Source organism: Streptomyces sp. MUM 2J, assembly GCF_022414535.1.
Taxonomy (GTDB): Bacteria; Actinomycetota; Actinomycetes; order Streptomycetales; family Streptomycetaceae; genus Streptomyces.
The window spans coordinates 24,907-51,554 of the sequence record NZ_JADWYM010000046.1; the positions used below are offsets into that span (position 1 = coordinate 24,907).

At 73.0% G+C, this 26,648-nt stretch carries 24 protein-coding genes and 1 tRNA gene; 5 read left to right on the plus strand and 20 right to left on the minus strand.

What is annotated here, in order from left to right; genetic code table 11:
* Positions 1 to 441: 441 nt before the first annotated feature.
* Positions 442 to 1,437 (plus strand): helix-turn-helix transcriptional regulator, encoded by a 996-nt coding sequence (locus I3F54_RS27410; RefSeq protein WP_240121605.1) that lies wholly within the window; start codon positions 442 to 444, stop codon positions 1,435 to 1,437.
* 25 nt (positions 1,438 to 1,462) lie between these two features.
* Here the strand turns inward: I3F54_RS27410 and I3F54_RS27415 are convergent, their stop codons facing one another.
* The 19 genes from I3F54_RS27415 to I3F54_RS27510 all read right to left on the minus strand — a co-directional run bounded on the left by I3F54_RS27415 (position 1,463) and on the right by I3F54_RS27510 (position 23,018).
* Positions 1,463 to 2,923: a DHA2 family efflux MFS transporter permease subunit gene (locus tag I3F54_RS27415; protein WP_240121606.1), complete on the minus strand. Its 1,461-nt coding sequence runs from the start codon at positions 2,921 to 2,923 to the stop codon at positions 1,463 to 1,465.
* 53 nt (positions 2,924 to 2,976) lie between these two features.
* A complete protein-coding gene (locus I3F54_RS27420; RefSeq protein WP_240121607.1) occupies positions 2,977 to 4,143 on the minus strand; it encodes a hypothetical protein in 1,167 nt (388 codons plus the stop codon).
* Positions 4,140 to 4,727, minus strand: coding sequence for a hypothetical protein (locus I3F54_RS27425; RefSeq protein ID WP_240121608.1), 588 nt, complete (start codon positions 4,725 to 4,727; stop codon positions 4,140 to 4,142). Before I3F54_RS27425 ends, I3F54_RS27420 begins: the two co-directional genes overlap by 4 nt.
* Positions 4,728 to 4,900: 173 nt before the next feature.
* Positions 4,901 to 7,213, minus strand: coding sequence for a beta-ketoacyl-[acyl-carrier-protein] synthase family protein (locus I3F54_RS27435; RefSeq protein WP_275676903.1), 2,313 nt, complete (start codon positions 7,211 to 7,213; stop codon positions 4,901 to 4,903).
* Positions 7,213 to 8,253 carry an aminomethyl transferase family protein gene (locus tag I3F54_RS27440; protein WP_240121609.1) on the minus strand — a complete coding sequence of 347 codons (1,041 nt, stop codon included), beginning with the start codon at positions 8,251 to 8,253 and terminating at the stop codon, positions 7,213 to 7,215. Before I3F54_RS27440 ends, I3F54_RS27435 begins: the two co-directional genes overlap by 1 nt.
* A gap of 30 nt (positions 8,254 to 8,283) precedes the next feature.
* Complete coding sequence (locus I3F54_RS27445; protein ID WP_240121610.1) at positions 8,284 to 10,302, minus strand: GNAT family N-acetyltransferase; 2,019 nt, start codon at positions 10,300 to 10,302, stop codon at positions 8,284 to 8,286.
* A 242-nt stretch (positions 10,303 to 10,544) separates the two neighbouring features.
* Positions 10,545 to 11,075: a 3-hydroxyacyl-ACP dehydratase FabZ gene (gene fabZ / locus I3F54_RS27450; protein ID WP_240121611.1), complete on the minus strand. Its 531-nt coding sequence runs from the start codon at positions 11,073 to 11,075 to the stop codon at positions 10,545 to 10,547.
* A gap of 2 nt (positions 11,076 to 11,077) precedes the next feature.
* Positions 11,078 to 11,368, minus strand: a complete 291-nt coding sequence (locus I3F54_RS27455) for an acyl carrier protein (RefSeq protein ID WP_240121612.1) — start codon at positions 11,366 to 11,368, stop codon at positions 11,078 to 11,080.
* A gap of 49 nt (positions 11,369 to 11,417) precedes the next feature.
* Positions 11,418 to 12,170, minus strand: coding sequence for a 3-oxoacyl-ACP reductase FabG (gene fabG, locus I3F54_RS27460; protein WP_240121613.1), 753 nt, complete (start codon positions 12,168 to 12,170; stop codon positions 11,418 to 11,420).
* A complete protein-coding gene (gene sbnB, locus I3F54_RS27465; protein ID WP_240121614.1) occupies positions 12,167 to 13,195 on the minus strand; it encodes a 2,3-diaminopropionate biosynthesis protein SbnB in 1,029 nt (342 codons plus the stop codon). Before sbnB ends, fabG begins: the two co-directional genes overlap by 4 nt.
* A complete protein-coding gene (sbnA, locus tag I3F54_RS27470; RefSeq protein WP_240121615.1) occupies positions 13,192 to 14,349 on the minus strand; it encodes a 2,3-diaminopropionate biosynthesis protein SbnA in 1,158 nt (385 codons plus the stop codon). Before sbnA ends, sbnB begins: the two co-directional genes overlap by 4 nt.
* A complete protein-coding gene (locus tag I3F54_RS27475) occupies positions 14,346 to 16,664 on the minus strand; it encodes a lantibiotic dehydratase (protein ID WP_240121616.1) in 2,319 nt (772 codons plus the stop codon). The genes sbnA and I3F54_RS27475 overlap by 4 nt, the downstream gene beginning before the upstream one ends.
* Positions 16,661 to 17,836 (minus strand): PLP-dependent aminotransferase family protein, encoded by a 1,176-nt coding sequence (locus tag I3F54_RS27480; protein ID WP_240121617.1) that lies wholly within the window; start codon positions 17,834 to 17,836, stop codon positions 16,661 to 16,663. The genes I3F54_RS27475 and I3F54_RS27480 overlap by 4 nt, the downstream gene beginning before the upstream one ends.
* A 5-nt stretch (positions 17,837 to 17,841) precedes the next feature.
* Positions 17,842 to 18,096 carry an acyl carrier protein gene (locus I3F54_RS27485; protein WP_240121618.1) on the minus strand — a complete coding sequence of 85 codons (255 nt, stop codon included), beginning with the start codon at positions 18,094 to 18,096 and terminating at the stop codon, positions 17,842 to 17,844.
* Positions 18,077 to 19,615, minus strand: a complete 1,539-nt coding sequence (locus I3F54_RS27490; protein WP_240121619.1) for a class I adenylate-forming enzyme family protein — start codon at positions 19,613 to 19,615, stop codon at positions 18,077 to 18,079. Before I3F54_RS27490 ends, I3F54_RS27485 begins: the two co-directional genes overlap by 20 nt.
* Positions 19,602 to 20,543, minus strand: a complete 942-nt coding sequence (locus I3F54_RS27495) for an ACP S-malonyltransferase (RefSeq protein ID WP_240121620.1) — start codon at positions 20,541 to 20,543, stop codon at positions 19,602 to 19,604. Before I3F54_RS27495 ends, I3F54_RS27490 begins: the two co-directional genes overlap by 14 nt.
* 116 nt (positions 20,544 to 20,659) lie before the next feature.
* On the minus strand, positions 20,660 to 21,451 hold the full coding sequence (locus tag I3F54_RS27500) for an ABC transporter permease (protein ID WP_240121621.1): 792 nt from the start codon (positions 21,449 to 21,451) through the stop codon (positions 20,660 to 20,662).
* Positions 21,448 to 22,407, minus strand: coding sequence for an ABC transporter ATP-binding protein (locus I3F54_RS27505; protein ID WP_240121622.1), 960 nt, complete (start codon positions 22,405 to 22,407; stop codon positions 21,448 to 21,450). The genes I3F54_RS27500 and I3F54_RS27505 overlap by 4 nt, the downstream gene beginning before the upstream one ends.
* A gap of 467 nt (positions 22,408 to 22,874) precedes the next feature.
* Positions 22,875 to 23,018: a hypothetical protein gene (locus I3F54_RS27510; protein ID WP_240121623.1), complete on the minus strand. Its 144-nt coding sequence runs from the start codon at positions 23,016 to 23,018 to the stop codon at positions 22,875 to 22,877.
* 79 nt (positions 23,019 to 23,097) lie between these two features.
* Here I3F54_RS27510 and I3F54_RS32615 point away from each other — a divergent pair, with 79 nt between their 5' ends.
* Together I3F54_RS32615 and I3F54_RS27515 are read left to right on the plus strand one after the other, a co-directional pair.
* Positions 23,098 to 23,493, plus strand: a complete 396-nt coding sequence (locus tag I3F54_RS32615; RefSeq protein ID WP_374205971.1) for an RNA polymerase sigma factor — start codon at positions 23,098 to 23,100, stop codon at positions 23,491 to 23,493.
* A gap of 99 nt (positions 23,494 to 23,592) precedes the next feature.
* Positions 23,593 to 23,778 (plus strand): hypothetical protein, encoded by a 186-nt coding sequence (locus tag I3F54_RS27515; RefSeq protein ID WP_240121624.1) that lies wholly within the window; start codon positions 23,593 to 23,595, stop codon positions 23,776 to 23,778.
* 235 nt (positions 23,779 to 24,013) lie between these two features.
* Here the strand turns inward: I3F54_RS27515 and I3F54_RS27520 are convergent.
* Positions 24,014 to 24,086: transfer RNA gene (locus I3F54_RS27520), tRNA-Ala, on the minus strand.
* 182 nt (positions 24,087 to 24,268) lie between these two features.
* On the opposite strand from I3F54_RS27520, the gene I3F54_RS27525 reads away from it, so the two are divergent.
* Complete coding sequence (locus I3F54_RS27525) at positions 24,269 to 24,817, plus strand: DNA-binding protein (RefSeq protein ID WP_240121625.1); 549 nt, start codon at positions 24,269 to 24,271, stop codon at positions 24,815 to 24,817.
* A 140-nt stretch (positions 24,818 to 24,957) separates the two neighbouring features.
* A partial coding sequence (locus I3F54_RS32205) for a serine/threonine-protein kinase (protein WP_275676907.1) occupies positions 24,958 to 26,648 on the plus strand: 1,691 nt, incomplete at its 3' end.

Below are 26,648 nucleotides of genomic sequence, written 5' to 3' on the forward strand. Positions count from 1 at the left end.
TCCAGTCCGCACCCCTCCTCGCCGCCGGCATTTCCCGCCGTCCGCGGATACGAGTAAATGATCGCAGCGAGACCGGGCGGTTCCGGCATACCGACGGGCGCCCTCAGGCGCACGTGAATGAGATACATGCGTTCGTCTTCGGCGTCGGTTTCGGCAGCGTGGGTTTTCAGCAGCGGGGAAGCCCTTGGCGAGCACTCTCCTCCACCCTACAAAACGCCCTTCACGGGCGACTTCCGTGCGCTGCGAATCAGCCAGGGCACACCCCCGGGCCGGTCACTGCCGAAGGCAATGGAATATTGAATTCCGAACTGATGTCCAAAATCTTGCCTAACTGTTATGCAGCCGCCCTCAGGTGTTCAAGGTCGGTAATAGGCTCAAGGGGACCAAAGTTTCGAACGCAACGTGCGCGGTGCGTGATGATGTCGGCGAGGGGATCGCATCATGCTGGACGCCCTGGGGCTGGATACCGTGGCCGAAGCCGTGTACCGGGGGATGCTGACCGGCCCCCGGGACGGCGTGAAGGCCCTCGCGGCTCTGCTTGGACTGACGGTGGATCAGGTCCGGTGCGGCCTGGACAGGCTGAGCGAGCTCGCGCTGATACAGCCCTCCGCCGTGGAGGGCATCGGCTTCCGGGCGATCGGCCCGGAGGCGGCCATGGAGGTCCTGCTGGCCCGCCAGCAGGCGGAGCTGGCCGCACAGCAGTTGCGCGTGGAGGCGTCCCGGGCCGCCGCCGCCCGGCTGATCGCCGAATGCTCCTCGCTGCGCCCGCGCCCCATGGACGCCGAGTCGGAGCGGCTGATCGGCCCGGAGGTGATCCGGGAACGGCTGGCCGAGCTGGCGGAGTCGACGCGGCACGAGGTGGCGACGTTCGCGCCGGGCGGTGCGCACTCGGCCGAGGACCTCGCGGCGAGCCGGACGCCCAACGCGGCACTGCTGGCCCGCGGTGTCCGGATGCGGACGATCTACCTGGACAGCGTGCGCAACGACCAGCCGACGCTGGAGCACGTCACCTGGCTCAACTCGCTCGGCGGGCAGGTGCGCACGGTCGCCGACCTGCCGATCCGCATGATCGTCTTCGACTGCTCGCGGGCGGTGCTGCCGACCGACACCAGCGACGCCCGGGCCGGCTGCGTGGTGCTGCACGGTGCGGGGACGGCGGCGGCGCTGTGCGCCCTGTTCGAGAGCGTGTGGCACGGCGCCACACCGCTCGGGACCGCTCCGAAGCGCGACGCGAAGGGCATGCCGCCGCAGGAGCAGGCGGCGCTGAGGATGCTCTCCCAGGGCTGCACCGACGAGGTCATCGCCAAGCGGCTCGGCGTCTCCGCGCGCACGGCCCGCCGCATCTCGGCCACCCTGATGGAACGCCTGGACGCCCGCAGCCGCTTCGAGGCGGGCGTCCGCGCCGTCCAGAACGGATGGCTCCCCGCCTCGCGCTGACGGCGTGGAGCCCGGCGGTTCGTCGTCATTCGGCGTTCTGGCGCGCTTCCCGCCGGTCCGCCAGGAGGAGTGCCGCAGCGGGGATCAGGGTGACGGCGTAGACCCAGAGCAACCAGCCGAAGGAATGGGCGAAAGCACCCGGTACCAGGCCGTGACGCCGGTGGGCCGCCTGCTCCAGGACCACCGTCACCACGGCGATGGCGACGGCGCCGCCGATCCGCTGGATCAGGTTGAGCTGCGAGGAGGCGTCCGCGATGGACTGCGGCTTGATCGATTCGAAGGCCCGCGTCATCGCCGGCACGATCGTCAGGCCCGTGCCGAGGCCGCGCACCACGAGGCTGGCGCACAGCAGGACGTACGACGTGTCGGCGGACAGCGTGGTCAGCGGGACGGTCGCCACGATCGTCAGCGAGATGCCGAGCACGACGGTGCCGCCCCCGCCGATCCGCTTCATCAGGACACGGCACAGCCAGGCCGCGCAGACCACGCCGACGCCGCCCGTCGACATCAGCAGGCCGGTCGTGACGGCCGACTCGCCGCGGGCGCTCTCGAAGTACAGCGGGATCAGCATCATCGGCGAGTACAGAACGAAGCCGAGGCAGAAGATGTTGATCGCGGACGTGCGGTAGACGCGGATCGCGAACAGCCGCACGTCCAGCAGCGGGAAACGGGCCCGCAGCTCGCGCACGACGAACACGGCACCGCTCGCCACCGCGAGGGCCAGCGGCACGAGGAAGTCCGCACGGCCCTTGAACGCGTGGGCGGAGAACTCGTGGATGGCGAGCACGGTGCAGACCGTGCAGGCGGCGGACGACACGAGGCCCACGACGTCCAGGGGCTTCACCTGATTGCCGGCCGGCGTGTCCCTGCGCACCCAGCGCAGGGTGACGAACAGCAGGGCCGCGCACAGCGGGACGTTGACCGCATACACCGCCGACCATCCGCCGGCCTCGACGAGAAGGCCGCCGATCGTGGGGCCGAGCAGCGGGCTGATCAGCATGACGCTTCCGTTCAGCGCCTGGACGCGCCCCAGGTGCTCCCGCGGCACGCCGGTGGTGAGGAGGATCGTGGAGACGGGCGTGAGGACACCGGCGGCCAACCCCGACACCCCGCGGGCGGCCACGAGTTCGGTCAGGCTCTGGCTGAACGTGCAGGCCGCCGAGCCCAGCAGGAACAACGTGGTCGCGCAGGCGAAGACCCGCCTCACACCGAAGCGGGTGGCGAGCCAGCCGGTGGCCGGCATGGCGGCCGCCAGGGCGATCAGGTAGACGGTCACCACCCACTGGACCTGGTTGATGGCGCCGAAGCGGGCGGTCGTGTCCTTCAGGGACACGTTGACGATCGTGGTGTCGAGCAGGGCGATGAAACCGCCGGTGATCGCGGCGGCCATGGTGAGCTTGGTGGGGCCGGACGGGGCTGCGCTCTTCTGTGCGGTGCCCTCGGGAGGGCCCGGGGTGCCCTCGCCGGTCCGTGCGGTCAGTGACATGGGTGGTGTCCTCAAAGATCGATGGGGCGGCGGATCAACAGGATGGGGGCGGGTCAGCCCGTGCGGACGAGGGCGTTCTCGACGTCGTCGAGGACGGCGTTGCTCGCTTCGAGGGCGCCCGGCCGCCTCCGGCAGGAGAGGGTGACCTCGATCTCCTCGCCGAACTGGCAGGTGCTCAGGAACATCTCGGCGTAGGGCACGAGCATCGGCAGCGTGAAGAAGGCAGTGGGACAGAAGCCGGCGGTGCTCAGCTCCCCGACGTCCACAGGGCCGTGGTCGGAGACGATCGACGTGCACGGGAAGCGGGTTCCGTCCAGGTCCTGCGCCTCGCGCAGACTGTTGGCGAAGGGGTTGCTGCGCAGGAAGTCCCGGTCGAGCGACGCCACTTCACGCTTGCCGAGCAGGGCGCGGAGGATCTGGCCGTGCAGCCGCTTCCAGCTGTCGTCGCGCCGGAGGTCCAGCACCAGCTGGGAGGTCAGGTTCGCGGTGGAGCGGATCGTGCGGTCGTGGCGGCGCAGGTCGACCGGGACGATCAGGCGCCCCGTGTCGGTGGCGAGGTGCCGGGAGAGGGCGGCCGCCACGCGCGCGGTGACCGCGGACGGCGCGGCCGGCACGCGGCGGCGGGTCCACAGCGGCGTGCTCTCGGCGGGGCCGTGGCCGAGGATCGCGGGCAGGCCCGGCAGACGCGCGGGCGGCTCGGCCGGCGGCACGGTGCCGGCGGCCTTGCGGAAATGGGTGTCGTCGACGACCGCTCCGGCACCCACGGGCTCCTCGCCGCGCAGGATCCGGAACACGTCGGCGATCCACTGCCGCAGGCCCCGGCCGTCGGTGACGACGTGGCTCGCGCGGACGACGAGACGGGTCCCCGACGGCCCCACCGACAGGCCGGCCTCGCACACCGGGCCGGTGACGACGTCGAGGTCGCCGTGGAAGAAGGGGTGGTCGAAACCGGCGCCGTCGGGCAGCACCCGGACCGGCGGGAGCGGGCCGTCGGCGCGCCAGGCCGTCGCGCGGCGGCGGACCGCCAGACCGGGGGCGGCCAGGGTGGCGCCCCGCACCGCGTGCTCCAGCGCCTCGGCGTCGATGCGGCCCTCGCCCTCGACGACCATCTGGATCAGCTGGGGGGTGCCGGTGGCGGCAGCGTTGAGGTAACCGCGTTCGATCTGCGAGATACGGCGCTGGTAGGGCCGGGGAACCCGGTCTGTCGCTGATGCTGTCATGCGGGCTCCAGGGGGAGGGCGGCCTGGCGACGGGGAGACTGCCGCCACCAGCGGACGGGGGCGGGTTCGCCGGCGGCGAGGGCGAGGTGGAGGTCGGGGCGATCGGGAACGAGGGTGGCCGAACACACGTGGTAGGACGGGAGGTTGGTGGGGCGCCAGCCCGGCCGCCAGGCCGGCAGCCGGACTCCGGCGAAGGTCTCCTTCGTCACGTGTGAGGCCTTGATGAGCGCCTCGCACTCGGCGAAGTCCCGGATGGCGGCCGGTTCCCCACGACCCAGCACCTCGCCCAGCCACCGCATGGCGGCCGGGCGGTGCCGCTCGTCCTGCAGGTCGATCCCCACGTGCGGTCCGGTGGACAGGGCCACGGCACTGAAGTCGTCGCAGTGCGCCACGGACGCGGCCGCTCCGAGAGCCGGGACGCTCCAGCGTTTGTGGGCGTCCCTGGTGAGGTCGGCCGCGGTGAGCCCGACGCCGTAGACGGTGGTGACGGCGTCGAGGACGAGCGAGCGGCCGGAGGTGTTCAGGCGGTGGCCCATGCGGTCACGCGGGAGGCCGTGGTGCCGGGTGACGAGGCAGTCGATCACAGCGGGTCGGTGGGCGTCCGGGGTCCCGGGGGCCGTGGCCCCCAACGCCCCTTCGGCCCGGCCGGCCTCGTCCACGGCCCCCCACCGGGCCGTGCGCAGCCCGCCGCCACCGGCGGGCGGCCGCCGGTCCGGCTCGTGCGCCGGCCCCGTCACCGGCACCATCGGCCCGCCCATCACGACCCCGCGTCGAACACGGCCGCCGCGTAGCTGCCGCCGTGCGCGAAGCTGGACAGCAGGACATGGCCCCTGGCGTCCCCGTTCAGGGCCGCCACCAGGCCGAGGGCGCCCGCGCTGCCGTAGGTCTCGCCGAGCAGCGCCTTCGGGGTCAGGACCGGGCGGCCGGACAGACCCGCGTGCTTCATGGCCTGCCGTTCGGCCACGTCGACCAGGGTGTGGCCGGAGGCCGCCGAGACGACCGTGCCGATGTCGGCCGGACGGGTGCCGGCCTCCGCCATGGCGGCACGCAGTGAGCGTGCCCAGGCCTCACCGTCCCGGCCGAGGCGGCCGATGCCCACCGACTCGCCCGAGGCGCCGTAGCCCTTCACCCGGGCCAGGACCGGGGCGCCACGGGAGGCCGCCGACCGCTCGCTCTCCAGCAGGATCGCCGCCGCGCCCTCGGACAGCACCATGCCCGTACGGGCACCGGGGACCACGTGGGGCGTGCGGGCGTAGCCGGGGAGGCCCGCCCGGGTCGCGAGCGCCTGTTCCGGGAACTCGTCGGCGATGACGACCATGATGCGCTCCGCCGCGCCCCTGGCGATCACGCGGGACGCGAGCTGCAGTGCCAGGACCGAACTCGTGCCGCCGTTGGCGATCGTCGCCGTGTAGCCGCGGTAGCGGTGGAGCATCGCGACATGGCCGGCCGCCGCGTTCACGACCGTGTTGGCGAACAGGGCCGGGTTGGCGCCCGTGATGCCCTGCTGCAGCACTCCCTTGTGGAACCGCAGGACCGAGGTCACGGGGCCGTAGCCCGTCGCGAACACGACGCCGGTGCCCTCGGCCTCCGCCCGGGAGGGCTTGCCGTGGCGGCCGTACAGGTCGGCCACCGCCGCGGCGGCCAGCAGGCTGAGCGGGTCCATCCGGCGGACGCGGCTCGGGTTGATGCCCCGGGCGGCCGACCGGATGTCCACCCGGCCGACCGGGACCTCGCCCACGCCCTCGACGTGCTCCAGCCCGGTGAAGCAGGCCCGCTCCCCGGCGAGCGCCTCCACCAGGGCCTGCGTGCTGCCCGCGGCTCCCGCGAGGCCGGCCATGCCCGTCACCACCACGTCGTGGACCGCTTCCGTGCGACGCGGTGCGCCGCCGGCCCGGCCGGGCTCGTGGATCACCACCGAGGCGTTGTTGCCGCCGAACGCGAAGGAGTTGGACAGCACGACGCCGGGGTCGGCCCTGCGTCCCGTCTCCGGGACGATGTCCAGGCCGAACGGCGACGGGACGCCCCGTGTGTTGATCGTCGGGGGCAGCGTGCCCCGGTCGACGGCGAGGGTGCTGACGACCGCCTCCACCGCCCCGGCCGCGCCGAGCGTGTGGCCCACGATCGACTTCGTCGAGCTGGCCGGCGGGACGTCGGCGCCGAACAGGAGCTTGACCGCCTTGGGTTCGGAGGCGTCGTTCGCGGGGGTGCCCGTGCCGTGCAGGTTGAGGTAGTCGACGTCCGCCGGGCCGAGGCCCGCGGTCTCCAGGGCCTGCGCCATCGCCGCACAGGCACCCTTGCCACTGGGGTCGGGGGCGGTCTGGTGGTAGCCGTCGCAGGAGAGGCCGTAACCGCCCAGCTCGGCGAGGGCCCGGGCGCCCCGGGAGGCGGCCCGGTCGGCCGGCTCCAGGACCATGAACCCGGCGCCCTCGCCGAGCGTCAGCCCCGTGGAGGCCGACATCGGCGAGCAGGGCTCGGGGTCCAGGGCGCCCAGTGCGCTGAAGCCGTACGCCGACAGCGTGGCGAGCGGGTCGACGCCGCCGCAGATGACGTAGTCGACGTCCTCCTTCCACAGCAGCTCGGCCGCGTAGCCGAGGGCGACCGCGCTGGCGGCACAGGCGTTCGACAGCACGACGCGCGGACCACGCAGGTCGAACTCGGCGGCGATGTAGTCGCCGACGCAGGGCAGCTGGGAGGCGGCGGCCTGCTCCGCGTCCAGCCTGCCCTCGTGGACCAGGCCCGCGTGAACGCCCTCCAGCGTGGGCATGGCTCCGAGACTGGAGCCGACCACGACCGCGACCCGGTTCCGGTCGACGGCGTCCAGGTCGAGCCCGCTGCTCCGCAACGCCTCGCGGATGGCGGTCGCCGCGAGGCTGTAGCAGCGGTCGAGGACGTCCGGCTGCGGGCTGGTGACCATGCCCGCCCAGTCCGTCAGCAGCTCGGAGGTGTCGAACAGGGTGTTGGTGCGGATGCCGGAGGTCCCCGCCGTGATGGACGCCCAGCCCTTCTCGACGTCCTCACCGGCTCCGGTGATCAGTCCCAGGCCCGTGAGGGCGATGCTCGGCGCGCCCATCAGGCGATCCGGGTGGTGAGGGAGCGGGCGATGACCCGCGGCAGGGTGGCCGTACGCAGCGGGCGCCCGGCCGACTGCTCGTCGCGGGCGGCCAGTTCGAGACCGGGCACCCAGAACGGAGCGTCCAGCAGGGCGAGCACCAGCTCCTCCTCCGGGTTGGCGGAGGGCGCCTGCCACAGGATCCTTCCCACCGGCCGCCCGGCCGCGGTGACCTCGGTGCCGGCCGCGAAGCGGCTGTCGGCCGGGGCGGCCAGCGCGGTCAGCCGCGCCGTCTCGCCGGTCGGCCCGGCCAGGCCGTCGGAGCCGCGGAACTCGCCGAGGCGGTTCCAGTCGACCATCCAGGACAGGTCGGCCTCGGCCACCGACAGCCCGGCGAAGCCGGACGCGAAGACGCCCATGCCGGCCTCGGCCTGGACCCGGATCAGGCCCTCGGGGCCGACCGGGGCGCCCCCCTGCTCGGCGACCGCGGCGAGCACGGCCTCGTGGGCGGTCTCGGGGGCGTTGGTCAGCAGCAGGTAGCCGTACTCGCCGGTGGTGCCCACACGGGCCAGATGGGCCAGGGCAGCCTGGTCGTCGGAGAGCGCCGACTCGGTGACGCCGTGCAGGGTCAGGCCGGAGATGTCGAAGTCGACGAACTTCGCGGCCACCGACCAGGCCGTCGGGCCCTCGAACGCCGTGGCACCCCAGCCCTCGGGCTCGACGTCGATCTCGACGCCCGCGGGGAGGTCCAGCTGCGCCAGGTAGGCACCGAGCTCCCCGGCGGTGACCGCGGTGCGCGGCAGCAGCCACGAGTCGTCACCGATCTCGAAGTGCAGCAGGATCGCGAACGGGGAGCCGTCCTCGTTCAGCGCCAGCACCTCGCGGACGGTGTCCGGCTCCACGAACTCGGCCGACTTGGCCAGGAACCGGTCCAGCAGGCTGAGCCGCTCGTCCCCGGAGATCCGCACGAAGGGGGCGGTGATCCGGTAGGAGCCGACGGTGGTGCGGACGGTGGCGTAGTCGTCGGACTGGGTGCGGGACGCGGCAACGGACGTGGTCATGGTGTGCGGTTTCCTTTTCGACGGGGTTGTTCAGAGGACGGGTTCGGGGTGGACGGCCAGGTGCCAGGAACTCTCCCGCCGTGCCGGGGACACACAGCCGACGAGGAGGCCCGAGGGGGTCGTGCGGAGCACGATCTCGGCATCGGGGCCGGGGTGGGCGGGCCGGCAGTCGAGCCAGCTGCCGTCGGACAGCCGCACCGAGGCGGCCGACGCCCAGATCTGGCGGAACCCGGTGGAGTCGAGCTCCCATCCGGTGTGCGCCGAGTCCAGTACCACGGCGGTCGTCCGCGGGGTGTTCGGGGTGATCCAGAGGACGACCTCCTCCTCGTGGCCGGGGGCCTGCACGTCGATGCGCACCGGCTCGGCCGGGTCCTCGGCGCCGGTGAGTTCCCAGCCGATCCGCTCGCGCGGCGAGAACAGGGCCAGAGGGTGCTTCTCCTCCCAGGGCGCGGACGTCCGCACGCCCCAGCCGAGGCCGCTGGCGCGGCCGGCGCGGTCGTGCTCGGCCGTCACCCACATGCCCGCCGACCAGCGGGGGTTGTTGCCGAACGCCCGGGTGCGCGGGTACGGGCTGCGCAGGACCTTGGTCGTGCCCTCGCGCCACGAGGTGACGCCGCCGGCCGACGGGGTCAGCCGCAGGTCGCGTGTGGTGGCGGACGGCCGGGCGGTGGCACGGGGCCGGGCCTCGGGCGCGGGCGCGGGCCGCGGGAGGAACTCGGTGCGCAGCCGGGCCACGCCGTCCTCGCCGGGCTCCAGGACGCGCTCCAGGAGCGTGCTGTGGATGAGCCGCACCGGCTCCCGGACCGGCAGCCGGACCGCGAACGGGGTTCCCTGCCAGAGGAGTTCGTCCCCGACCGGTACGACGTGCGAGGCGGCGACCACTTCGGAGGCGTCGCGGACGCCCAGGCCGAGCCCGATCGGACGGGCCACGCCGGTGCCGCTGTGGAAGGTGCCCTGGCGCAGTCCGACGGTCTGGAAGACCCTGCCGGGGCGGCCGGTGAAGGTGAAGTCCTGGCGCAGGACGCCCTCGTGGAAGGTGACCGTGCCCACGACCTGGTCGCCACCGAGCCGTTCGGTGACCCGGAGCCCGTGCTCGACGGGAACGACCTCCAGGTCGCACGGCTCTCCCTCGCGCCAGCCCGCCGAGCGTTCGGCCCGGCAACCGGGCCAGGTGGAGACGAACACCGGCCCGTGGTGGCCGGGGGCCAGCACGCGCACGGTCCCGTCGTCGCCGTCCACCTCGACGGTCAGGCCGTCCCCGCCGAACCGGTGCGGCGCGAGGCCCTTCGGTGCGCGGACGGAGTACGGGGGTCCGGCGAGCCGCAGGGCCCGGCCGGCGCCGTCGGCTCCCGTGATCGTCGCCTCCCGTACGGTTCCCCGGTCGACGTCGACACTGGCGGTGAGACGGAACTCGCCCAGGCCGAGGACGTAGTCGACCGTGCGGACACCGTCCACCAGCCGTACGTCGGAGCGCAGTTCGCCGTCCCGGGACTCGGTGACGGTGCCGAAACTGCTCAGCTGCCCGAGGGCCGACCTGACCTCGGCCCCGAGGTCCTCGAAGACGCTGCGCAGGATCAGCGGGATGTAGTTGTGGAGTTCGACGTTGCCGTCCTCGCCGGGCACGGTCTGCCCGACCGAGACACAGCCGACGCGCCGGTACAGCTTGAACGCCACGGAGTTGGCCGGGTTGACGGTGAGCCGCAGCACGAGGCAGCCGGTCCGCACCATCCATTCGACGGCCTCCGTGAACAGCCGCCCGGTGACGACCCCGTTCCGGTGGGCCGGTGCGACGAAGAACATGTCGGCGATCAGCTCACCGGCGCGGGCGCAGCGTCGGCCGGTGTTGCGGAACAGGCCGAAGGTGCCCACCACGCGCCCGCCGTCGACGGCCACCAGGAACGTCGCCGTGTCCCGTTCGGCCAGCTCGCGCTCCAGTTCGCCGCCGGTGATTCCGCCGGCCACCGGGTTGGGGTTGTCACGGTGGCGGTTGTACAGCTCCGCGATGTCGTGCGCGTCGCCCTGCTGGTACGGGCGGATCGTGACGGACATTCCACACCTCCTGCTCTTTCGACGGGATGTCTCTCGGTGGAGCGCCGGCGCCGCGGGCGTGCCGCGGCCGGTCGCGCGGTTCGTCCACGGGGCGCGCCCGGTGCCGCGGCGGGCTCCGGCCGGCCCGCCCGGTGCCGCGGCGGACGGCGTTCGCGCCGTCGCGACGCGCGGACGTCGCCTGCCGCGGCGCTCAGCGGCCGGGCGCCGGCGGACGCCGTACCGCGGCGCCTCCAGCGGGGCGCTCAGCCCCGGGCGTCCTTGCGCCCGGTGGTGACGATCAGGGAGCCCGCGGCCGCGAGTTCGCTGCCGACGCTGGCGCGCACCGAGACCTGCCGGAGGCCGCGCAGGCGCTGGCCGAGTTTCGCCTCCAGGCGAAGCTGGTCGCCGGGGACGACGAGCCGGGAGAACTTCATCGAGCTGATGGAGCCCAGGTAGCCGACGCTCTCGGACGGGTCGGCCGGGGCCTCGCCCTCGGTGGCTCCCCCGGCGGCCGCCTCGATGATCTCGGCGACGTAGACGACCGCGACGAGCTGGGCCATCGCCTCGACGATCATCACGCCGGGCATGATCGAGTGGTCGGGGTAGTGCCCGGCGAAGAAGGGCTCGTTCACCGACACGCTCTTCACGCCGCGGCCAGAGACGCCGGGGACGACGTCGAAGGCCCGGTCGATCATCAGCATCGGCCAGCGGTGCGGCAGCATCCGCTTGATGTCGTCGGAGGAGTAGCTGAAGGCCTGCTTCGACCCGGTGGAGGCCTCGGAGGTGACCGTCATGCTCAGGCCTCGCGCGCTTCGACGAAGTCGACCAGGGCGTTGATGGACCCGAAGGCCTCGAAGTCGTCGTCGCTGATCAGGACGTCGAACTCGTTGTTGACCATGACGACGATCTCCAGCGTGTCCAGCGAGTCCATCTCCAGACCGCGGCCGAACAGCGGCTGGTTGTCGGAGACGACGGCCGGCTCGACGTCCAGGCCGAGACGCTCGATGATCATCGTCTTGATCTTCGTGTTCTTCTCCAGGCGCGCCTCGGCCTGGCTGCGGATGTCCTCGAAGGTGGCGGCGGGCATGCGGGGTCCTCTCGTGGGTGGTGGTGGGTCGGACGCGGCGCCGAAGGCGCTAGCTGTGGATCATTCCGCCGTCGACGGTGAGCACCTTGCCGGTGACGTAGGAGGCGGCGGGACTGGCCAGGAAGGCGGCGACCTGGGCCACCTCGGCCGCGGTGCCCATGCGGCCCAGGGGGATGGCCTGGAGGGCCTCCTTCATGGCGGCCGGCGGGACCTTCTTGACCATGTCGGTGTCGATGAAGCCGGGGGCGACCACGTTGACGCGGATGCCGCGCGGGGCCGCTTCCTGGGACAGGGACTTGGCCATGGAGATCACCCCGCCCTTGCTGGCGGCGTAGTTGGCCTGGCCGGCGCGGCCGGCGATGCCGCTGGTGGAGGCGATGAAGACGATCGCACCGCCGCTCGTGTACATCTGCTTGGTGGCCTCGCGGGCGGTGAGGAAGGCACCGGTGAGGTTGGTGGCGATGACCTCCTGCCACTTGGCCCGGCTCATCGCGGCCAGATGGCCGTCGGCGGTGATGCCGGAGTTGAGGACGGCGACGCCGATGCCGCCCCAGGCCGTCCTCAGTTCCCGGTACATGGCGGCGACCTGGGCCTCGTCGGCGACGTCCGCCCCGACCAGGAGCGCCTCACGGCCGAGCCCGCGGATCCGCTCGGCGACCTCCTCCGCCTTCCCCGCGTTGGACCGGTAGTTGAGGGCGACGTCGCAGCCGTGCTCGGCGAGGGCGAGCGCGATGGCCGCGCCGATGCCCCGGGAGGCGCCGGTGACGAGGGCCTTGGTGCCCTCCGGGAAGAGCGCGCTCATGCCGTCCCTCCGGCCATGGCGGCGGTGACCCGGTGGCTGCCGGGGTCGAACCCGTCGACCTGGGTGCCCAGACCCGCCTCGGCGGCCGCCCTCAGCACGGCCTGTGCGACGGCGAGGTCGAGGACGCCGAGGCCGAAGGGCGAGAAGACGATCGTGCGGTCGGTCGCGGGCGGCTCGGGGCCGGCGAGCACGGAGGCGATCTCGGCGTGCACGAAGTCCCGGTTGCCCACCTTCTGCTCCGCCCGGTGCAGGGAGGTCTGCTCGCGGACGGCGTGCTCGGTGTCGTCGGTGACGTTGTAGGCGTTCAGGATCGAGTCGGTTGCGAGGTCACGCAGGGACAGGTGCAGGATCACCTGGCCGGCGGGGCGGTCGGGGTGGCACGCCAGATCGAGCCAGTACGTCGAGTCGGTGGTCGCGATGCTCACGGTCTGGCTGCCGAGCACCTCGGGGACATCGCCGGTGCGGAAGGCGATCCCCGGGTGTTCGGACTCCAGTTCGCGGGCGAAGGCTTCCGCGCGGCCCGGGACGACGTCCTGGAGCACGACGGTCTCCAGGTCCGGGTGGGTCAGCCTCAGGAAGGACAGGACGCGCTGGTTGATGGTGCCGCAGCCGATGAGGCCGGCCGAACGGACCCGGCGGGTGCCGTGCAGGGCGCCGGCCGCGAGGGCCGCGCTCGCCGCGGTGCGGGACGAGGAGATCTGGCTGCCCTCCAGCAGGGCCGTGGGGTACCCCGTGCCGAGATCGTTGAGCACCTGGACGGAGGAGGCCCGCTGAAGGCCCTTCTCGACGTTCGCCGGGAACGACGAGATCCACTTCAGGCCCATCACCGGCTCCGGGCCGCCGAGGTAGGCGGGCAGGGAGATGATGCGGGACCCGGCGGGCCGGGGCGGGCGCAGGAAGCTGGAGAACGGCACGTGCGAATCGCCCCGGCCGTGCAGCACGTAGGCGGCGCGGACCGCGTCGAGGACGACGGGTTCGAGTCCCGTCAGGGCGGTCCTCACGTCGTCCCGTCCGAGGATCTTCAAGGCTCACTCCTGTCGTGGTCGGTGGGGGTGGGCTCGTGGCCCGGCTCCTGCTCCGGCTCCTGCTCTTGCTCCTGCTCTTGCTCCTGCTCGCCGTCGGCGGCCGGCCGCTCGCCGTGCCCGGTGTCCGGCACGGGCGGGAGCTCCTGGAGGTGCGTCTCGACCCAGGTGTCGGAGTAGATCGTGTCGAGGTAGCGGTCACCCCCGTCAGGGAGCACGGCCACGCAGGCGGCGCCCGTCTCCAGCCAGTCGGCGGCGTGCTGGAGCGCGGCGATCACGGCTCCGGACGACCCGCCGGCGAGGATCGACTCCCGGGCGAGCAGCTGCCGGCAGCCGCGCACGCAGTCGAAGTCGGTGACCTTGACGACCCGGTCGGCGAGGCCCGGCCGCAGCAGCGGCGGGACGACCGCGGCGCCGTGCCCGGGGATCATGCGCACGCGCCCGCGCTCCCACGGCTCGGGGGGCCCGAAGATCACGCTGTTCACCGCGTCCACGGCGACGACCCGGGTGGCCAGGCCGTTGTCCTGGATGTACTCGGCGCAGCCGCGCAGCGTGCCGGTGGTACCGGCCGCGACGAACAGGTAGTCGGGGTCGTCCGTCAGGGCCTCGCTGATCTCGCGCATGGTCTGGTGGTGCGCGCGGGCGTTGTACTCGTTGGCGTACTGGTTGGGCCAGTAGGCGTCCGGGACGGTCTCCAGGAGGGTCCGGACCCGGCTGATCCGGGCCGGCAGGTACTCACCGGTGGCCGGGTCCCGGTCGACGGTCTCGACCTTCGCGCCGTACGCCCGCATGATGGCGGCGTTCTGCGCGGTGGTGCGGGGGTCGACGACGCAGATCAGGCCGAGCCCGTAGAAGTTGCAGAGCTGGGCGAGGGCGATGGCCAGGTTGCCCGAGGAGGATTCCACGACGGTGGAGACCCCGGGGACGAGCAGGCCGGTGCGGATGCCGTGCTCGATCATCGACTTGGCGGCACGGTCCTTGATGCTGCCGCCCGGGTTGAAGCGCTCGCACTTGGCGTACACCTGGAACCGGGCGGGCGGGAAGAGGCGGTCGAGGGCGACGAGCGGGGTTCCTCCGATCGTCGCGACGATGTCGGGGTCCCGGGCGCGGACGGGGCGGACCGCGGAGTCCGCGCCGTCGGAGGCGAGGACGGTCATTCCGGCACCTTTCTGCTGATCTGGAGCCGCAGTTCGCTGACGTGCCGCTCGCCCTCCGCATCCGCCACCCAGGAGTCGTCCGGGGCCGGCAGCGGCTCGCTGAGGGTGACGAGGGCGTCGGGGTCGAGGCGACGCGCGGTGCGGACGAGATTGGCGAAGGACAGCACCAGCGTGGGACTGGTGAGGTCGACGAGGGACGGCTTGGTCTCCTCCGGGAACTTGACGAAGAGCAGGTCCGGCAGGCCCTGTTCGGTGACCCAGCGCCGCACGGCGAGGTAGTCGCGCTCCCGGTCGGTCCGCTCCGGCAGGGGGACCGAGGCGACGGGCAGCCGCCAGGTCTCCCGGAACAGCACCAGGTCGTCCAGGGTCACGCGCGGGGCGTGCGTCCGGTCGAGCCCGATCTTGAAGGCGTCCGCGGCGATGATCGCCACGGGCACCGCGAGCAGTTCGCGGATGCCCCAGGTCCGTCCGTCGGGGGTCGTCGCGGTGACCGTCCCGTCCGACTCCGCGAGCGAGATCGCCGCGGCCGGGTCGACGCGGGTGCGGTCGTCGTAGGGGGCCCTGGTGAACCCGATCAGCCGGTCCCCGGCACCGATCGGCGCGGGCACCATACGGCCGCTGTTGCGCTTCCACTCCACCGGAAGCAGGGGCACCAGGCGCGGTGCGCCGATCGCCGCGTTGACCTTGTCGCGCAGCGAGCCGGCGTCGGTGGTCCAGTCGAGGAACGGCAGGTCCAGCGTGGCGAGGCAGGCGTGCAGTTCACCGAGGACGGCGGTGTACCGCCCGGCGTTGACCGCGTCCGCGGACGGGGCCGCGACCTGGAGGTCGGGGCTGTGCACCGCGAGATGGGGCGAGCGGACCGGGCCGGTGGCGAAGACCGCGCGGGCGCGCTCCTCGACGCCGGACGTCGACAGCCGGATCCGCGGGGGCACCTCGGCGGCGGGATCCACGTCGAGCACCTCGCGCCACTTCTGGGCGAGTTCACGGGTCGCGGTGTGCACCGGGGTGGCGTTGTTCCCCCAGAACAGTCCCAGCACCTGCGTCCACACGTCGGCGAGCGTCACGTCCGGCCGGCGGGCGGCCGCCTTGCGCACGAGGGCGGCGACCTCCGCCTCCACCAGCTCGGCGAGCCGGTTGCCGAACCAGTCCGCCGCGTCCGCGACCAGGGCCAGCGGGCGCGCGATCCGGTCGAGGAGGTCGCGGCCCAGGTCCATCCGCACGTCCCGCAGGCAGTCCTGGTAGCACAGAGTGCGGCCGGCGTAGGCCCTGCCCTCCTCACGGGAGGCCGCCTGGCCCGTGGTGCGGACGAAGAAGTCGTCCAGCCGGTCCAGCGCCGCCACGAGTTCCTCGGCGCTGCCCGCGCGGTCGATGCCGTCACGGAGCCGATCGAGTTCACCGAGGACGGCGGTGAAGCGGGTGAACAGCTCCACGTCGCCGACGCGGGCCACACGCCGTCGCAGGATCTCCTCGGCCCGCACGTCGACGGGGATGTTGGCGTCCCAGGTCAGCACCCGCTGCCTGACCAGCCGCTTGAGGATCCCCTCCACCCGCTCCCGTGCCGTCGCCGGGTCCCAGCCGGTGGCTTCGGCGATGTCCTGGCCGCTCCGGTCGCCGTCGGCCAGCCGCAGGACCGGGACGTCGTCCTCGCGCAGCCGCACGGTGCGGCCGCCCTGCATGACGAGCCGGTCGCCCGCCAGGTGCACGTCGGGCCGCAGCATCGGGGGAAACCACCAGCGGGCCCCCGGCTGGGCGATCATCCAGTCGGCCAGCGCGGCGACGGCCCAGCGTTCGAAGAAGGTGCGTCCACGGGAGGTCAGGGCCGGCCCGTGCTCGATGTCGACCGCCTGCCGGCCGCGGCCGACCGTGATCCAGGCCGCCGGGCCGAAGAAACCGATCGTCTCGGCCTTGGCGCAGTACCGCAGCCAGTACATCGCCAGGGTGCGCTCGCGGCGGCGGCGCTTGGACTCGGGACCCGTGCCGGCCGCGATGGAGTCGAGTCGGCGGTAGACGGCGCGGTTCTGCCAGGCGACGGCCCGGCGCACCCGGTCGTCGGCGGCGAGGCCGGCGAGCCGCGCGGACTCGGCCTCGGTGTCGGCCCGGTAGGCGGCGGCGAACGCCTCCCGGTCCCCGGTGCCGGCCAGCCGCGCGGCGCGGCGTCCGCCGAGCAGGCCGATCCCGGAGACCGGGAAGCCCGCGCTGCGCAGCAGTCCCACGCCCCACACCCGCCAGCCGCTGTCGCCGAGGGGGTACGACGGCCCGAACGCCGCCCAGTCGACCGCCTCACGGGGCAGGGTCGCCTCCGGCACGCCGCTCATGCCGCCCCTTCCCGGAACGCGGCCGCCAGCCGGGATATCCCCTCGCCGATCCGCTTCCTGGGCACGTTGCTGAAACACAGCCGCAGCGCGTCCGCGTGCTCGCCGTCGATCCCGAAGTGGCTGCCGGGCACGTAGGAGACGCCGTGCCCGGCGGCCGCCTCGGCGAAGCGACTCGTGTCGGCGCCCTCCCGGTGGCGCAGCCAGATGTAGAAGCCGCCGTCGGGCCGCTCCCATGTCCACGGGCCGTCGGTGCCGAGCTCGTGCTCCAGGGCGTCCGCCATGAGCGCGGCGCGCTCCCGGTAGCTCGCCCGGTAGCCGTCGACCAGATCTCCCCAGCCGGCGCGGGTGTGGAAGGCGGCGAGCGTGGCCTGGGCGAGCGCGGACGGCGACAGGGTCATGACCTCGGTGGTGCGGCGCAGGGTGCGCGCGAGGGGTTCCGGGGCCGCGATCCAGCCGCAGCGCAGGCCGGGTGCGAACACCTTCGAGAAGGTCCCCAGGTACACCACCCGCTCGGGGTCGAGCCCCTGGAGGGTCTGCGTGGTGCGCCCGTCGAAGCCGAGCAGGCCGTAGGGGTTGTCCTCGACGAGCAGCAGGTCGAGTTCCCGGGCCGCGGTGAGGAGTTCCTTGCGGCGTTCGACGCCGAGGGTCGCGCCGGTCGGGTTCTGGAACGTGGGATTGCAGTACAGGATGCGGGTGGTACGGCCGGCGGCGCGCAGCCGCTCGACGGTCTCGCGCAGCGCCAGGGGGTCGAGGCCGTCGCGGTCCTCGGGGGCGGGGTGGAGCGCGAGCCCCGCGGTGCGGAACGCGGCCGCGGCGCCCGGGTAGGCGGGGGTCTGGACCAGGACGGTCTCGCCGGGCGCGGCGAGACCGAGGGCGACGGCCAGCAGGCCCATCTGGGACCCGCTGGTGGGGATCAGGTTCTCGGCCGTGGCGCCGGCGCCCTCGCGGGCCATCAGGTCGGCGATCGCCGGCACGAGGGCCCCGGCGACATGCGGGGTCGCGTACTGGAGGGCGAGCCGGCCGCCGAGTCTGACGAGCCGGGAGAGCTGGCCGGAGATCGCCTCCAGGGGGAGCACCTCCAGGTCGGGGAGGCCCCCGGAGAAGGAGATCGTGTCCCCGCCCCGCTCGAACAGCTGCGGCATCTCCACTGCGGGTCGGATGTCGGTCCACATGGCGGTCAGTTCCCGGCCTTCGTGGGCAGCGAGCCGGACAGCTTCTCCTGCACCGAACGCCACAGACCGGCCGAGGAGGTGAGCGCGGGTTCCGCGAGTTCCTCGGGGTCGATCTCGACGCCGTACCGCTCCTCGACGGCCATCACCAGGGCGACGGTCTGGAGCGAGTCCACGCCGAGGTCCACGAGCGGCGCCTCCGGGTCGGTGACCGTGACGGCGCAGATCTGCTCGACGAGCTGGTCAAAGTTCGACTGGTTCATGGGTGCTGGTCCTCGTCTGTGTCGTCGCCTGTCCGGGGGAAGGCTGGGGAGTCTGGGCGGTGCCGGAAGCGCTCAGCAGGCGTTCCACGGCCTTGCGGTCCGGCTTGCCGTTCGCGGTCAGGGGCACGGCGTCGATCGGCACGATCCGGTCGGGCAGCCGGGCCGGGTCCAGCTGCCGGGCCAGGTGGGCGCGGATCTCCTCGGGGGTGCGGGAGGTGTGGACCGCGAGCCGGAGCTGTCCGTCCTCGGTCCCGGGCTTCAGCGCGACGGCGGCGCTCACGCCGGGGACGCGCTCGGCAGCGTCCTCGATCTCGGTGAGGCCGAGGCGGATCCCGCGCCGCTTGATCATGTCGTCGTCCCGGCCGACGAAGTACAGCCGGCCGTCGTCGTCGAGACGGCCCTGGTCGCCGGTGTGCAGTTCGAGCGAGCCGTCCGCGCGGCGGACGTACCGGTTCTGCTCCTCGATCGGGACGCCCCAGTAGCCGGCCATCACGGTCTCCCCCCACACCACGATCTCGCCGGTCTCGCCGGGAGGGAGCGTCCTGCCGTCGGCGCCGACGATCCGGACGTGGTCGCCGGGGATGGGCCGGCCGACCGAGTCGGGGTGGGTCGCGTACTCGGCGGGATCGAGGATCGAGACGCGCTTGCACTCGGTCATGCCGTACATCGACGCGAACACCGATCCGGGGAACGCGTCGAGCAGTGCGGTCATGACGAGCCGGCCCGGCCGGGCACCGGTGTTGGTGAACAGGCGCACCTTCGTCGGCCGCCGCTTCCTGCGCTGGATCATCGTCAGGATCTGGGCCAGGGAAGGGACGAGGGGCACGACGGTCACGCCGTACCGCTCGATGGTCTTCAGCAGGACGATGTCCGAGCCGCGCCCGGTGAGGACGAGTGTGCCGCCGGTCAGTGCGGTGAGGAGGGCCTGGTAGAGGCCGTAGTCGAAGGAGAGCGGGAGCCGGCACAGGACCACGTCGTCGGCGCGGTAGCCGAGGCGGGCGTTGACGGCCCCGACCGCGGCGACCATCTGGCGGTGGGGGCAGACGACGCCCTTCGGGCGGCCCGTGGTGCCGGAGGTGTAGATCAGCAGCGCCACGCCGTCGTCGGGGACTCGGGCGGTGCCGCCGTCGGCGGGCGTCCGCAGGACCTCCTGCCAGGCCTGCGCCACCGGGACGGTGTCCCGGGCCCGCTCCCCCGCTCCGGGCGAGCTGATCGCGAGGGCCGCCGAGCAGTCGTCGACGATGTGGCCGACCTGCTGGTCCGTCAGTTCCGGGTGGACCGGCACGAAGACCGCGCCGATGCGGAGCGTTGCGTAGAAGAGGGTGAGGAAGGCACGGTCGTTGCCGCCGGTGTGGACGACGCGCTCCCCGGCGGTGACGCCCCGGCCGCGCAGCCAGGCTGCCGCGCGGTCGACGGCGGTGCCCAGCTCGGCGTAGGTGAGGGTGCCGTCGGAGTCGACCACCGCGGGGTGGTCCGGGCGCTCGACGCGGCACCGTTCGAAGAGGTCATGCACCGGCACGGGCGGGGTCTCCCTTCCCGGCGGCCGCGTCGATCCGGGCGAGGGCCTTCCCGATGTCGCGCGCCGAGTTGACCGGGACCACGCCGAGCCCGGGGTGCTGCCGCTTGAGGAGGTTGGCGAGGGTGCGGGCCGGCGGCAGGGACACCGTCACCCCGGGCGCGAGCCGGACGAGGGAGGCGAGGCACCGGTCCCAGCGCACCGGCCGCACGACCTGGTCGACGAGCCGCTGCCGGATCAGTTCGGGGTCGGCGACCGCCTCGCCGTCGGCGTTGGAGAGCAGGAGTCCGCGCGGCGGGGCGAAGGGGATCGCGGCGGCCGCGGCGGCCACCGTCTGCCGCGCGGACTCCATGAACGGGGTGTGGAAGGCGCCGGCGACCGGGAGCCGCTTGACCGTCGTGGAGCCGGGCGGCGTGGCGGCCAGTTCGTCGAGCCGCTCGGTGAGGCCGGCGGCCACGATCTGGCCGGGGCCGTTGAACGTGGCCGCGGTCAGGCCGAGTTCGGAGATCCGGGCCAGCACCTCCGACGCGTCGCCGCCGACGACGGCCGCCATCGAGGTGGGTGCCTCGGCGCAGGCGGCGGCCATCGCACGGCCGCGGACCGCGGCCAGCCGCACCGCGTCGACGGGTCCGAGGACCCCCGCGTACGCCGCGGCGGTGAGCTCTCCGACGGAGTGTCCGACCGCCACGTCGGCCTGTCCGGTCCCGGCCAGTTCCGGGTGCGCCAGCAGCCCGGCGGCGACCAGCAGCGGCTGGGTGTTCTCGGTCCGGGCGATCTCCGCGGCCGAGGCCCTGGTGCCCAGGTGGACGAGGTCGCAGTCCGCTGCCTCGGACCAGGCCCGTGCACGCTCGGCATGGGCGGGGTCGCGAAGCCATCCGGCCAGCATGCCGGGGGCCTGGGAGCCCTGGCCCGGTGCCATGATCGCGAACATTCGTTCAACCCCCTTTCGGGTGTGCCCCTCGCGTCGGCGCCGGGTCGGCGGGCGGAGTGGTGGGCAGTGGTGGGGAGTGGTACGCCGTGCGGTGCCTCGCGGGGAGCGGGCCGGCGCTACTGCCGACCGGTGCTCTTGGCGAACCGGCGGACCGCCGCGAAGCCGAAGCCGAGGAACCAGGCCACGATGTTGACGACGGCCCCGGCGAGGCTGGAGTGCTCCCCGCTGAAGCTGTAGCCGTCGGTCAGGGTGTAGCGGGCGAGCGTCGACACGCCGTACATCGGCGTGTAGCGCGAGATCTCCAGCATGGTGCCGCTGAGCGGGATGAACAGGTTGCCGAGGAAGGCGAGCGCGGTCATGGTCAGACCGGGCATGTGCATCACGACGTCGGGCTTGAGGGCGAGACCGAGCAGGATGCCGAGCGCGGCGAAGACCGCGGCGCCGAGCCAGGCGACCAGCAGCGAGATCACCCACACCCGGACACTGGCTTCGGCACCGGTGACGCGGCCGAGGACTCCCACGATGGCCACCGGCACCGCGGCCATCACCACCGAGCACAGGACCTTGACGAGCAGGTATCCGGGCGGGGCGAGCGGGCTCAGCGCGATCGTGCGCATCCAGCCCGCCGACTTCTCCACGGAGATGGTGGCCGCCGAGCTGGTGGCGGCCATGGCGGCGCCGTACACCGCGATGCCGATCATCATCCAGGCGGCGAAGTTGCCGTGCGGCAGCGTGCCGTGGGACGGGGCGGTGCGGAACAGGGCGAGATACAGCACGGCCGGGAGGAGAAGGGTGAAGATCGTCGTCTGGCGGTTGAACCGGCGGCGCAGCTCATAGCGGATGAAGGTCGGGTTGACGCCGGCGAACGGTGAGGTGCGTGCGGTGGGGGGCGCGGTCAGGGTGCTCATCGCAGGCCCTCCAGGTCGGTGCGGCCGTTGGTCGTGATGGCCATGAACGCCTCCTCGAGACTGCGGGGGACTACCTCGATCTCGGTGGCGGAGGTGCGGTTGACCAGGACGCGCAGCAGGGCGTCGGAGTCGGTCGTGTCGAAGAAGTGGCGGTCGCCGCGGACCACGCAGGAGCGCACGCCCGGGGAGGCGGCCACCGCCGCGGCGTCGGACGGGCTGATCTGCGCGGAGACGGTACGGCCGGCGAAGGCGGCGCGGATCGACGAGGCCGACCCGTCGGCCACGACGCGCCCCTGGTCCACCATCACCACACGGTCGGCGAACTGGTCGGCCTCTTCCATGTAGTGCGTGGCGAACAGGACGGTCATGCCGCGCTGGACGTCCTCACGGACGGTGGCCCAGAACTCGCGGCGGGCCGCGACGTCCATCCCGGCCGTCGGCTCGTCCAGGACCAGGAACTCCGGGTTCGACAGCAGCGCGACGGCGAACCGCAGCCGCTGCTGCTCGCCCCCGGAGCACTCGGAGACCCTGCGGTGCCGCAGCCGGGTGATGCCGGCCCGGCTCATCACGGCCTCCGGGTCGGTGCCGGTGTGCAGCGAGCCGAGCATGCGGACCGTGGCCTCGACGGTCAGGTCGGGCAGCAGCCCACCGCTCTGCAGGACCGCCGCGACACGGCCGGCGCGGACCGCCTGCTGCGGCGGACCGCCGAACAGCTCCACGTGTCCGGAGTCGGGGCGCGCCAGCCCCAGGAGCATGTCGATCGCGGTCGTCTTGCCGGCACCGTTCGGCCCGAGGAACGCCACGACCTCACCTCGCCGGATCCGCAGATCCAGGCCGTTCACCGCGGCGAACTCCTCGCCCCTCGCGTTGGTGAACCGCTTGACGACCGCGCTGAGCACGGCGGCATCCGAGGACGTCACCTCCCTCGGTGCCGGACGGGGTTGAGTTTCGGTCATCTTCAGTCCTCGCGATTCGGTGGGGGGATGCCTTGGCGGAAACCACTCTTGCGTGGCCCGCTATCCACCCGAACCGGAGCGGCTATCGGTGCCCTATCGAAGTCGCCGCACAGGGTCCCGGCCTGTGCGGCTCCCCTCCGCACGCCGCGGCCGGTCGTCGTGCCGGGCCCGCCCCGGCAGGACGCGGACCGGGGTTCCGGCCGAAACCCCGGTGTGCCCGGTAGGAGCGCCCCGGCCGAAACCGCCGAGGGCGCGCACCGGAACCCGCGCACGGCGGGCAGGTGGCCGCCCGGCGGGCCACCGCCCCGTCGCCCCTGCCTCCGGTCCGGTCCGGCGGGACGGCGCACGTCACCGGGTGCCGTGAACGACACCCGGATTCCGCGCTCGTCGCCCGGTCGGCCGGCCCGCCCCCTCGCGGACACCGCACCCCACGGGCGATACGGCAGCCGACAATCCGCTGTCAGCCTCTACGACACCACGAGATCAACCTCATCGACTGAACCGAGCAACCGCTTTTCCTCAAATGATCCGTCCCGGCACTTTGCCTGAACTTTGCCGTAGACGACCGAAAGCGTGCTCGTCACCTTCGTTTCAGTCAGCTGCTGGATCATGTTATTGACTTCAACCGTCAAAAGGACTGAGGATCACCAGGCACATGAAGCGGATCGGGAACCTCAAGGGGAATTCGTGATGGACGGCAGGGACGACTCCTGTCCTCAAGCCCGTGCGAGTGATGCACACTTGACCTGGCTGGTGCGATCCGACAGGACGGAACACGGACGGGAGAGAGCCCTTTCCGAGCTCTATCGCAGGCATTATTCTGCCGTGCTTGCCCACGCCCGCCATTACTGCCGGGACGAATCTGCGGCCGAAGACCTCGCATCCGAGTCATTCGTCGAGACCATCGCTGCGGTGGGTGACGGCGCCGGCCCTGCCGAGGCATGGCGACCGTATTTGTTCACGGCCGCGCACCGGCTGGCTTCATCCTGGGCCACCAGGTCTCACAGAGAACGGCTCTCGGCGGATTTCGCCGCCTGGGCCGGCAGTGGCGAACCGGGTCGGCGGACGGAGGACTCCGTCATGTGACCGGGGCCGACCGTCCTCAGGTTCGACGGAGTCGATTTCTCCGGCAGCAGGGACGCCTCCGCCCGTGCTCGCCTCAGGGCGACCACCGGCGATCTTGCGGTGCTGGAGCTCCGCCTCGACTCGCCGAGGGCAGAGCCCTGTGCCCGGTTCGGTGCGTCGAACGGCCCGGTCTGCGAGGTGGTCACGCGGATTCCCGTGATCACCGGCGTGCACCAGGTGTTCGTCACGGTCCTGTGCCTCACCGAGAAGCCGTGTGTGGAGTTCCACTGGTTCGCCACCACGTGACCTGGAGGAAGGGAGCCTTGTGCGGAGCGGACTCGCGGCAGGGATCGGCCGGGTCCCGAGCGTGGGCACGACCTGCTGCACAGCAACACGTCCGTCACGCTCTGGACGAGCGCGCCACCGCTTCCGGGCGACGGGCCACGAGGACAAAGAGGGCCGGTGGGCACGGAGTGGCCGGCAACGGGCACGAAAAATGCCCTCCAAACCACGTTTCCGCAGTTCAGAGGGCACTTGACAGTGGAGCCTAGGGGAGTCGAACCCCTGACATCCGCCATGCAAAGACGGCGCTCTACCAACTGAGCTAAGGCCCCTCACGGGATACGTCCGCCCGGAAGCACTGCATCCCGGCCGGCGTCGTCGACCAGACTACCCGGTCGCCCCCACTATCTCCCAACAAGATTGGGGGTCCCCGCGGACGACCACGCTCCGTAAGATGCACGGCGTGGTTCGCGGCAGCGAAGCACGTTTCTTGGGGAAGCGATGGGGAGACGCAATGGACGCCGCACAGCAGGAAGCCACCGCGAGAGCGCGGGAACTGCAGCGGAACTGGTACGGGGAGCCGTTGGGGGCGCTCTTCCGTAAGCTCATCGACGACCTGGGCCTCAACCAGGCACGTCTTGCGGGGGTACTGGGACTGTCCGCACCGATGCTGTCCCAGCTGATGAGCGGTCAGCGGGCAAAGATCGGAAATCCGGCCGTCGTGCAGCGCGTGCAACTACTGCAGGAACTCGCCGGGCAGGTGGCGGACGGCAGTGCCAGCGCGGCCGAGGCGACCGAGCGCATGGAGGAGATCAAGAAGTCGCAGGGGGGCTCGGTGCTGAGCAACACCACGCAGACGACCAGCAGTTCCGGAGCGCCCACGGTCAAGCGCGTGGTCCGCGAGATCCAGTCGCTGCTGCGCTCGGTCTCCGCCGCCGGCGACATCCTCCAGGCCGCGGACACCCTCGCCCCGACCCACCCCGAACTGGCAGAGTTCCTCCGGGTGTACGGGGCGGGCCGCACCTCCGACGCAGTCGCGCACTACCAGTCCCACCAGAACTGACCCCTCCGAAGCCCCCTTGACCAGGGGGACTTCGGGGGTGCGGCAGCGGCACCGAAGGAGACAGGGGCGGACAAGGGACCCGAGGCCACCCGGATATCGGGACGTGCCGCAGGTCACAGGGGGAGGAGTAGCGCACAGCGATGGGTGAGGTCTTCGCCGGCCGGTACGAACTGGCCGATCCGATCGGCCGCGGCGGCGTCGGCGCCGTCTGGCGCGCCTGGGACCACCGCCGCCGCCGGTACGTGGCCGCCAAGGTCCTGCAGCAGAGCGACGCGCACTCCCTGCTGCGCTTCGTCCGCGAGCAGGCCCTGCGGATCGACCACCCGAACGTGCTCGCCCCCGCCAGCTGGGCCGCCGACGACGACAAGGTCCTGTTCACGATGGATCTCGTCACCGGCGGCTCGCTGGTCCATCTCGTCGGGGACTACGGCCCCCTGCCCCCGGCCTTCGTGTGCACGCTCCTGGACCAGTTGCTGGCGGGCCTGGCGGCCGTGCACGCGGAGGGCGTCGTCCACCGGGACGTCAAGCCCGCCAACGTGCTCCTGGAGGCCACCGGCACCCGGCGTCCCCGGCTGCGGCTGTCCGACTTCGGCATCGCCATGCGTCTGGGCGAGCCGCGCCTGACGGAGACCAACCTCGTGGTGGGTACGCCGGGTTACCTCGCTCCGGAGCAGATGATGGGCGCCGAGCCGGACTTCCCGGCCGACCTGTTCGCCGCCGGCCTGGTCGCCCTGTACCTGCTGGAAGGCGCCAAGCCGGACGCCAAGGCTCTCATCCAGCACTTCGCGGAGCACGGCACCCCGGGAGCCCCCAAGGGCATCCCCGAACCGCTCTGGCAGGTCGTGGCCGCGCTGCTGGAGCCCGACCCCGAGGCGCGGTTCCGTACGGCGACGGGGGCCCGCAAGGCGCTCGCCGCAGCCGCGGAGCTCCTGTCGGAACCCGGGCCCGACGACGAACTGATCGAGATCTTCGACCAGATCGGCCCCCTGCCACCGGGCTTCGGCCCGAGCGGCCCCGACCGCCCGGCGCGGCGAAGGACGGGAGCCGAGACCGGTGCAGGCGCAGCAGCAGGCCCAGGAACAGCAGGAACAGCAGGAACAGCCGAGGCCGGAGCAGGCGCAGGGGCCGGAGGAGTAGAGGCCGGGGGAGCAGGGGCCGGCGAGGAGAGCCGGCACAGCTTCCAGGGGTCCCCGCCGCCGCTCCCGGCGCACCTGCCACCCCCGGGGAACGTCACCGGCGGCGGCACCGGCCCGTCGGCCGGTTCAGGCTCGGGCACCGGGGCGGGAGCGGGGGCGGGCTTCGGGCCCGGCCCGGTGTCCGGTACCGGCGCGGCTTCTGCCGCCGGGCCCGGCGCGGCCGATCCCGGATTCGGATCCCACGCGGCAGCGGGCCCCGGATCCGGCCCCCCGCCCGCCGGCCCGGGCCCCACCCCCGGGGCCGCCTCCGGTTCCTCCTCCCGGCACGGCCCCCTCTCCGGATCAGGGGCCGGCACCGGCCGGGTCTCCCCCGAGTCCATACCACCAGCTGGCTACGGCACCCCCGGATCCCCGTCCGGCTCCGGCCACGCCGCCCCCGGGACCGCCTACGCTCCCGGCCAGGCCCCCGGACCCGTCCCCGGACCGGATCACGGCCCCCACCCACGTCCCGATGCGCGCCCCGGCCCACCCACCGGCGTCGTCGCCGAGCCCGTGCCCGGCTCCACGCCGGCCGGTCCCGCCGCCCGTCCCGCTCCGGCCCCGGGCTTCACACCACCGCCCTGGCCCGGCGCCGGCGCCCCGTCCCCCGTTCCGCGCCCCCCGGCGGATCCGCCCCCGCCCCTCGCCCCGCCGGC

What these genes read in the sequence shown, in the direction of transcription:
- I3F54_RS27410 (WP_240121605.1), top strand. Translation starts at nt 442, where the DNA reads ATGCTGGACGCCCTGGGGCTGGATACCGTGGCCGAAGCCGTGTACCGG.
- I3F54_RS27415 (WP_240121606.1), bottom strand. Translation starts at nt 2,923, where the DNA reads ATGTCACTGACCGCACGGACCGGCGAGGGCACCCCGGGCCCTCCCGAG.
- I3F54_RS27420 (WP_240121607.1), bottom strand. Translation starts at nt 4,143, where the DNA reads ATGACAGCATCAGCGACAGACCGGGTTCCCCGGCCCTACCAGCGCCGT.
- I3F54_RS27435 (WP_275676903.1), bottom strand. Translation starts at nt 7,213, where the DNA reads ATGGGCGCGCCGAGCATCGCCCTCACGGGCCTGGGACTGATCACCGGA.
- I3F54_RS27440 (WP_240121609.1), bottom strand. Translation starts at nt 8,253, where the DNA reads ATGACCACGTCCGTTGCCGCGTCCCGCACCCAGTCCGACGACTACGCC.
- I3F54_RS27445 (WP_240121610.1), bottom strand. Translation starts at nt 10,302, where the DNA reads ATGTCCGTCACGATCCGCCCGTACCAGCAGGGCGACGCGCACGACATC.
- fabZ (WP_240121611.1), bottom strand. Translation starts at nt 11,075, where the DNA reads ATGACGGTCACCTCCGAGGCCTCCACCGGGTCGAAGCAGGCCTTCAGC.
- I3F54_RS27455 (WP_240121612.1), bottom strand. Translation starts at nt 11,368, where the DNA reads ATGCCCGCCGCCACCTTCGAGGACATCCGCAGCCAGGCCGAGGCGCGC.
- fabG (WP_240121613.1), bottom strand. Translation starts at nt 12,170, where the DNA reads ATGAGCGCGCTCTTCCCGGAGGGCACCAAGGCCCTCGTCACCGGCGCC.
- sbnA (WP_240121615.1), bottom strand. Translation starts at nt 14,349, where the DNA reads ATGACCGTCCTCGCCTCCGACGGCGCGGACTCCGCGGTCCGCCCCGTC.
- I3F54_RS27475 (WP_240121616.1), bottom strand. Translation starts at nt 16,664, where the DNA reads ATGAGCGGCGTGCCGGAGGCGACCCTGCCCCGTGAGGCGGTCGACTGG.
- I3F54_RS27480 (WP_240121617.1), bottom strand. Translation starts at nt 17,836, where the DNA reads ATGTGGACCGACATCCGACCCGCAGTGGAGATGCCGCAGCTGTTCGAG.
- I3F54_RS27485 (WP_240121618.1), bottom strand. Translation starts at nt 18,096, where the DNA reads ATGAACCAGTCGAACTTTGACCAGCTCGTCGAGCAGATCTGCGCCGTC.
- I3F54_RS27495 (WP_240121620.1), bottom strand. Translation starts at nt 20,543, where the DNA reads ATGTTCGCGATCATGGCACCGGGCCAGGGCTCCCAGGCCCCCGGCATG.
- I3F54_RS27500 (WP_240121621.1), bottom strand. Translation starts at nt 21,451, where the DNA reads ATGAGCACCCTGACCGCGCCCCCCACCGCACGCACCTCACCGTTCGCC.
- I3F54_RS27505 (WP_240121622.1), bottom strand. Translation starts at nt 22,407, where the DNA reads ATGACCGAAACTCAACCCCGTCCGGCACCGAGGGAGGTGACGTCCTCG.
- I3F54_RS27510 (WP_240121623.1), bottom strand. Translation starts at nt 23,018, where the DNA reads ATGATCCAGCAGCTGACTGAAACGAAGGTGACGAGCACGCTTTCGGTC.
- I3F54_RS32615 (WP_374205971.1), top strand. Translation starts at nt 23,098, where the DNA reads ATGGACGGCAGGGACGACTCCTGTCCTCAAGCCCGTGCGAGTGATGCA.
- I3F54_RS27525 (WP_240121625.1), top strand. Translation starts at nt 24,269, where the DNA reads ATGGACGCCGCACAGCAGGAAGCCACCGCGAGAGCGCGGGAACTGCAG.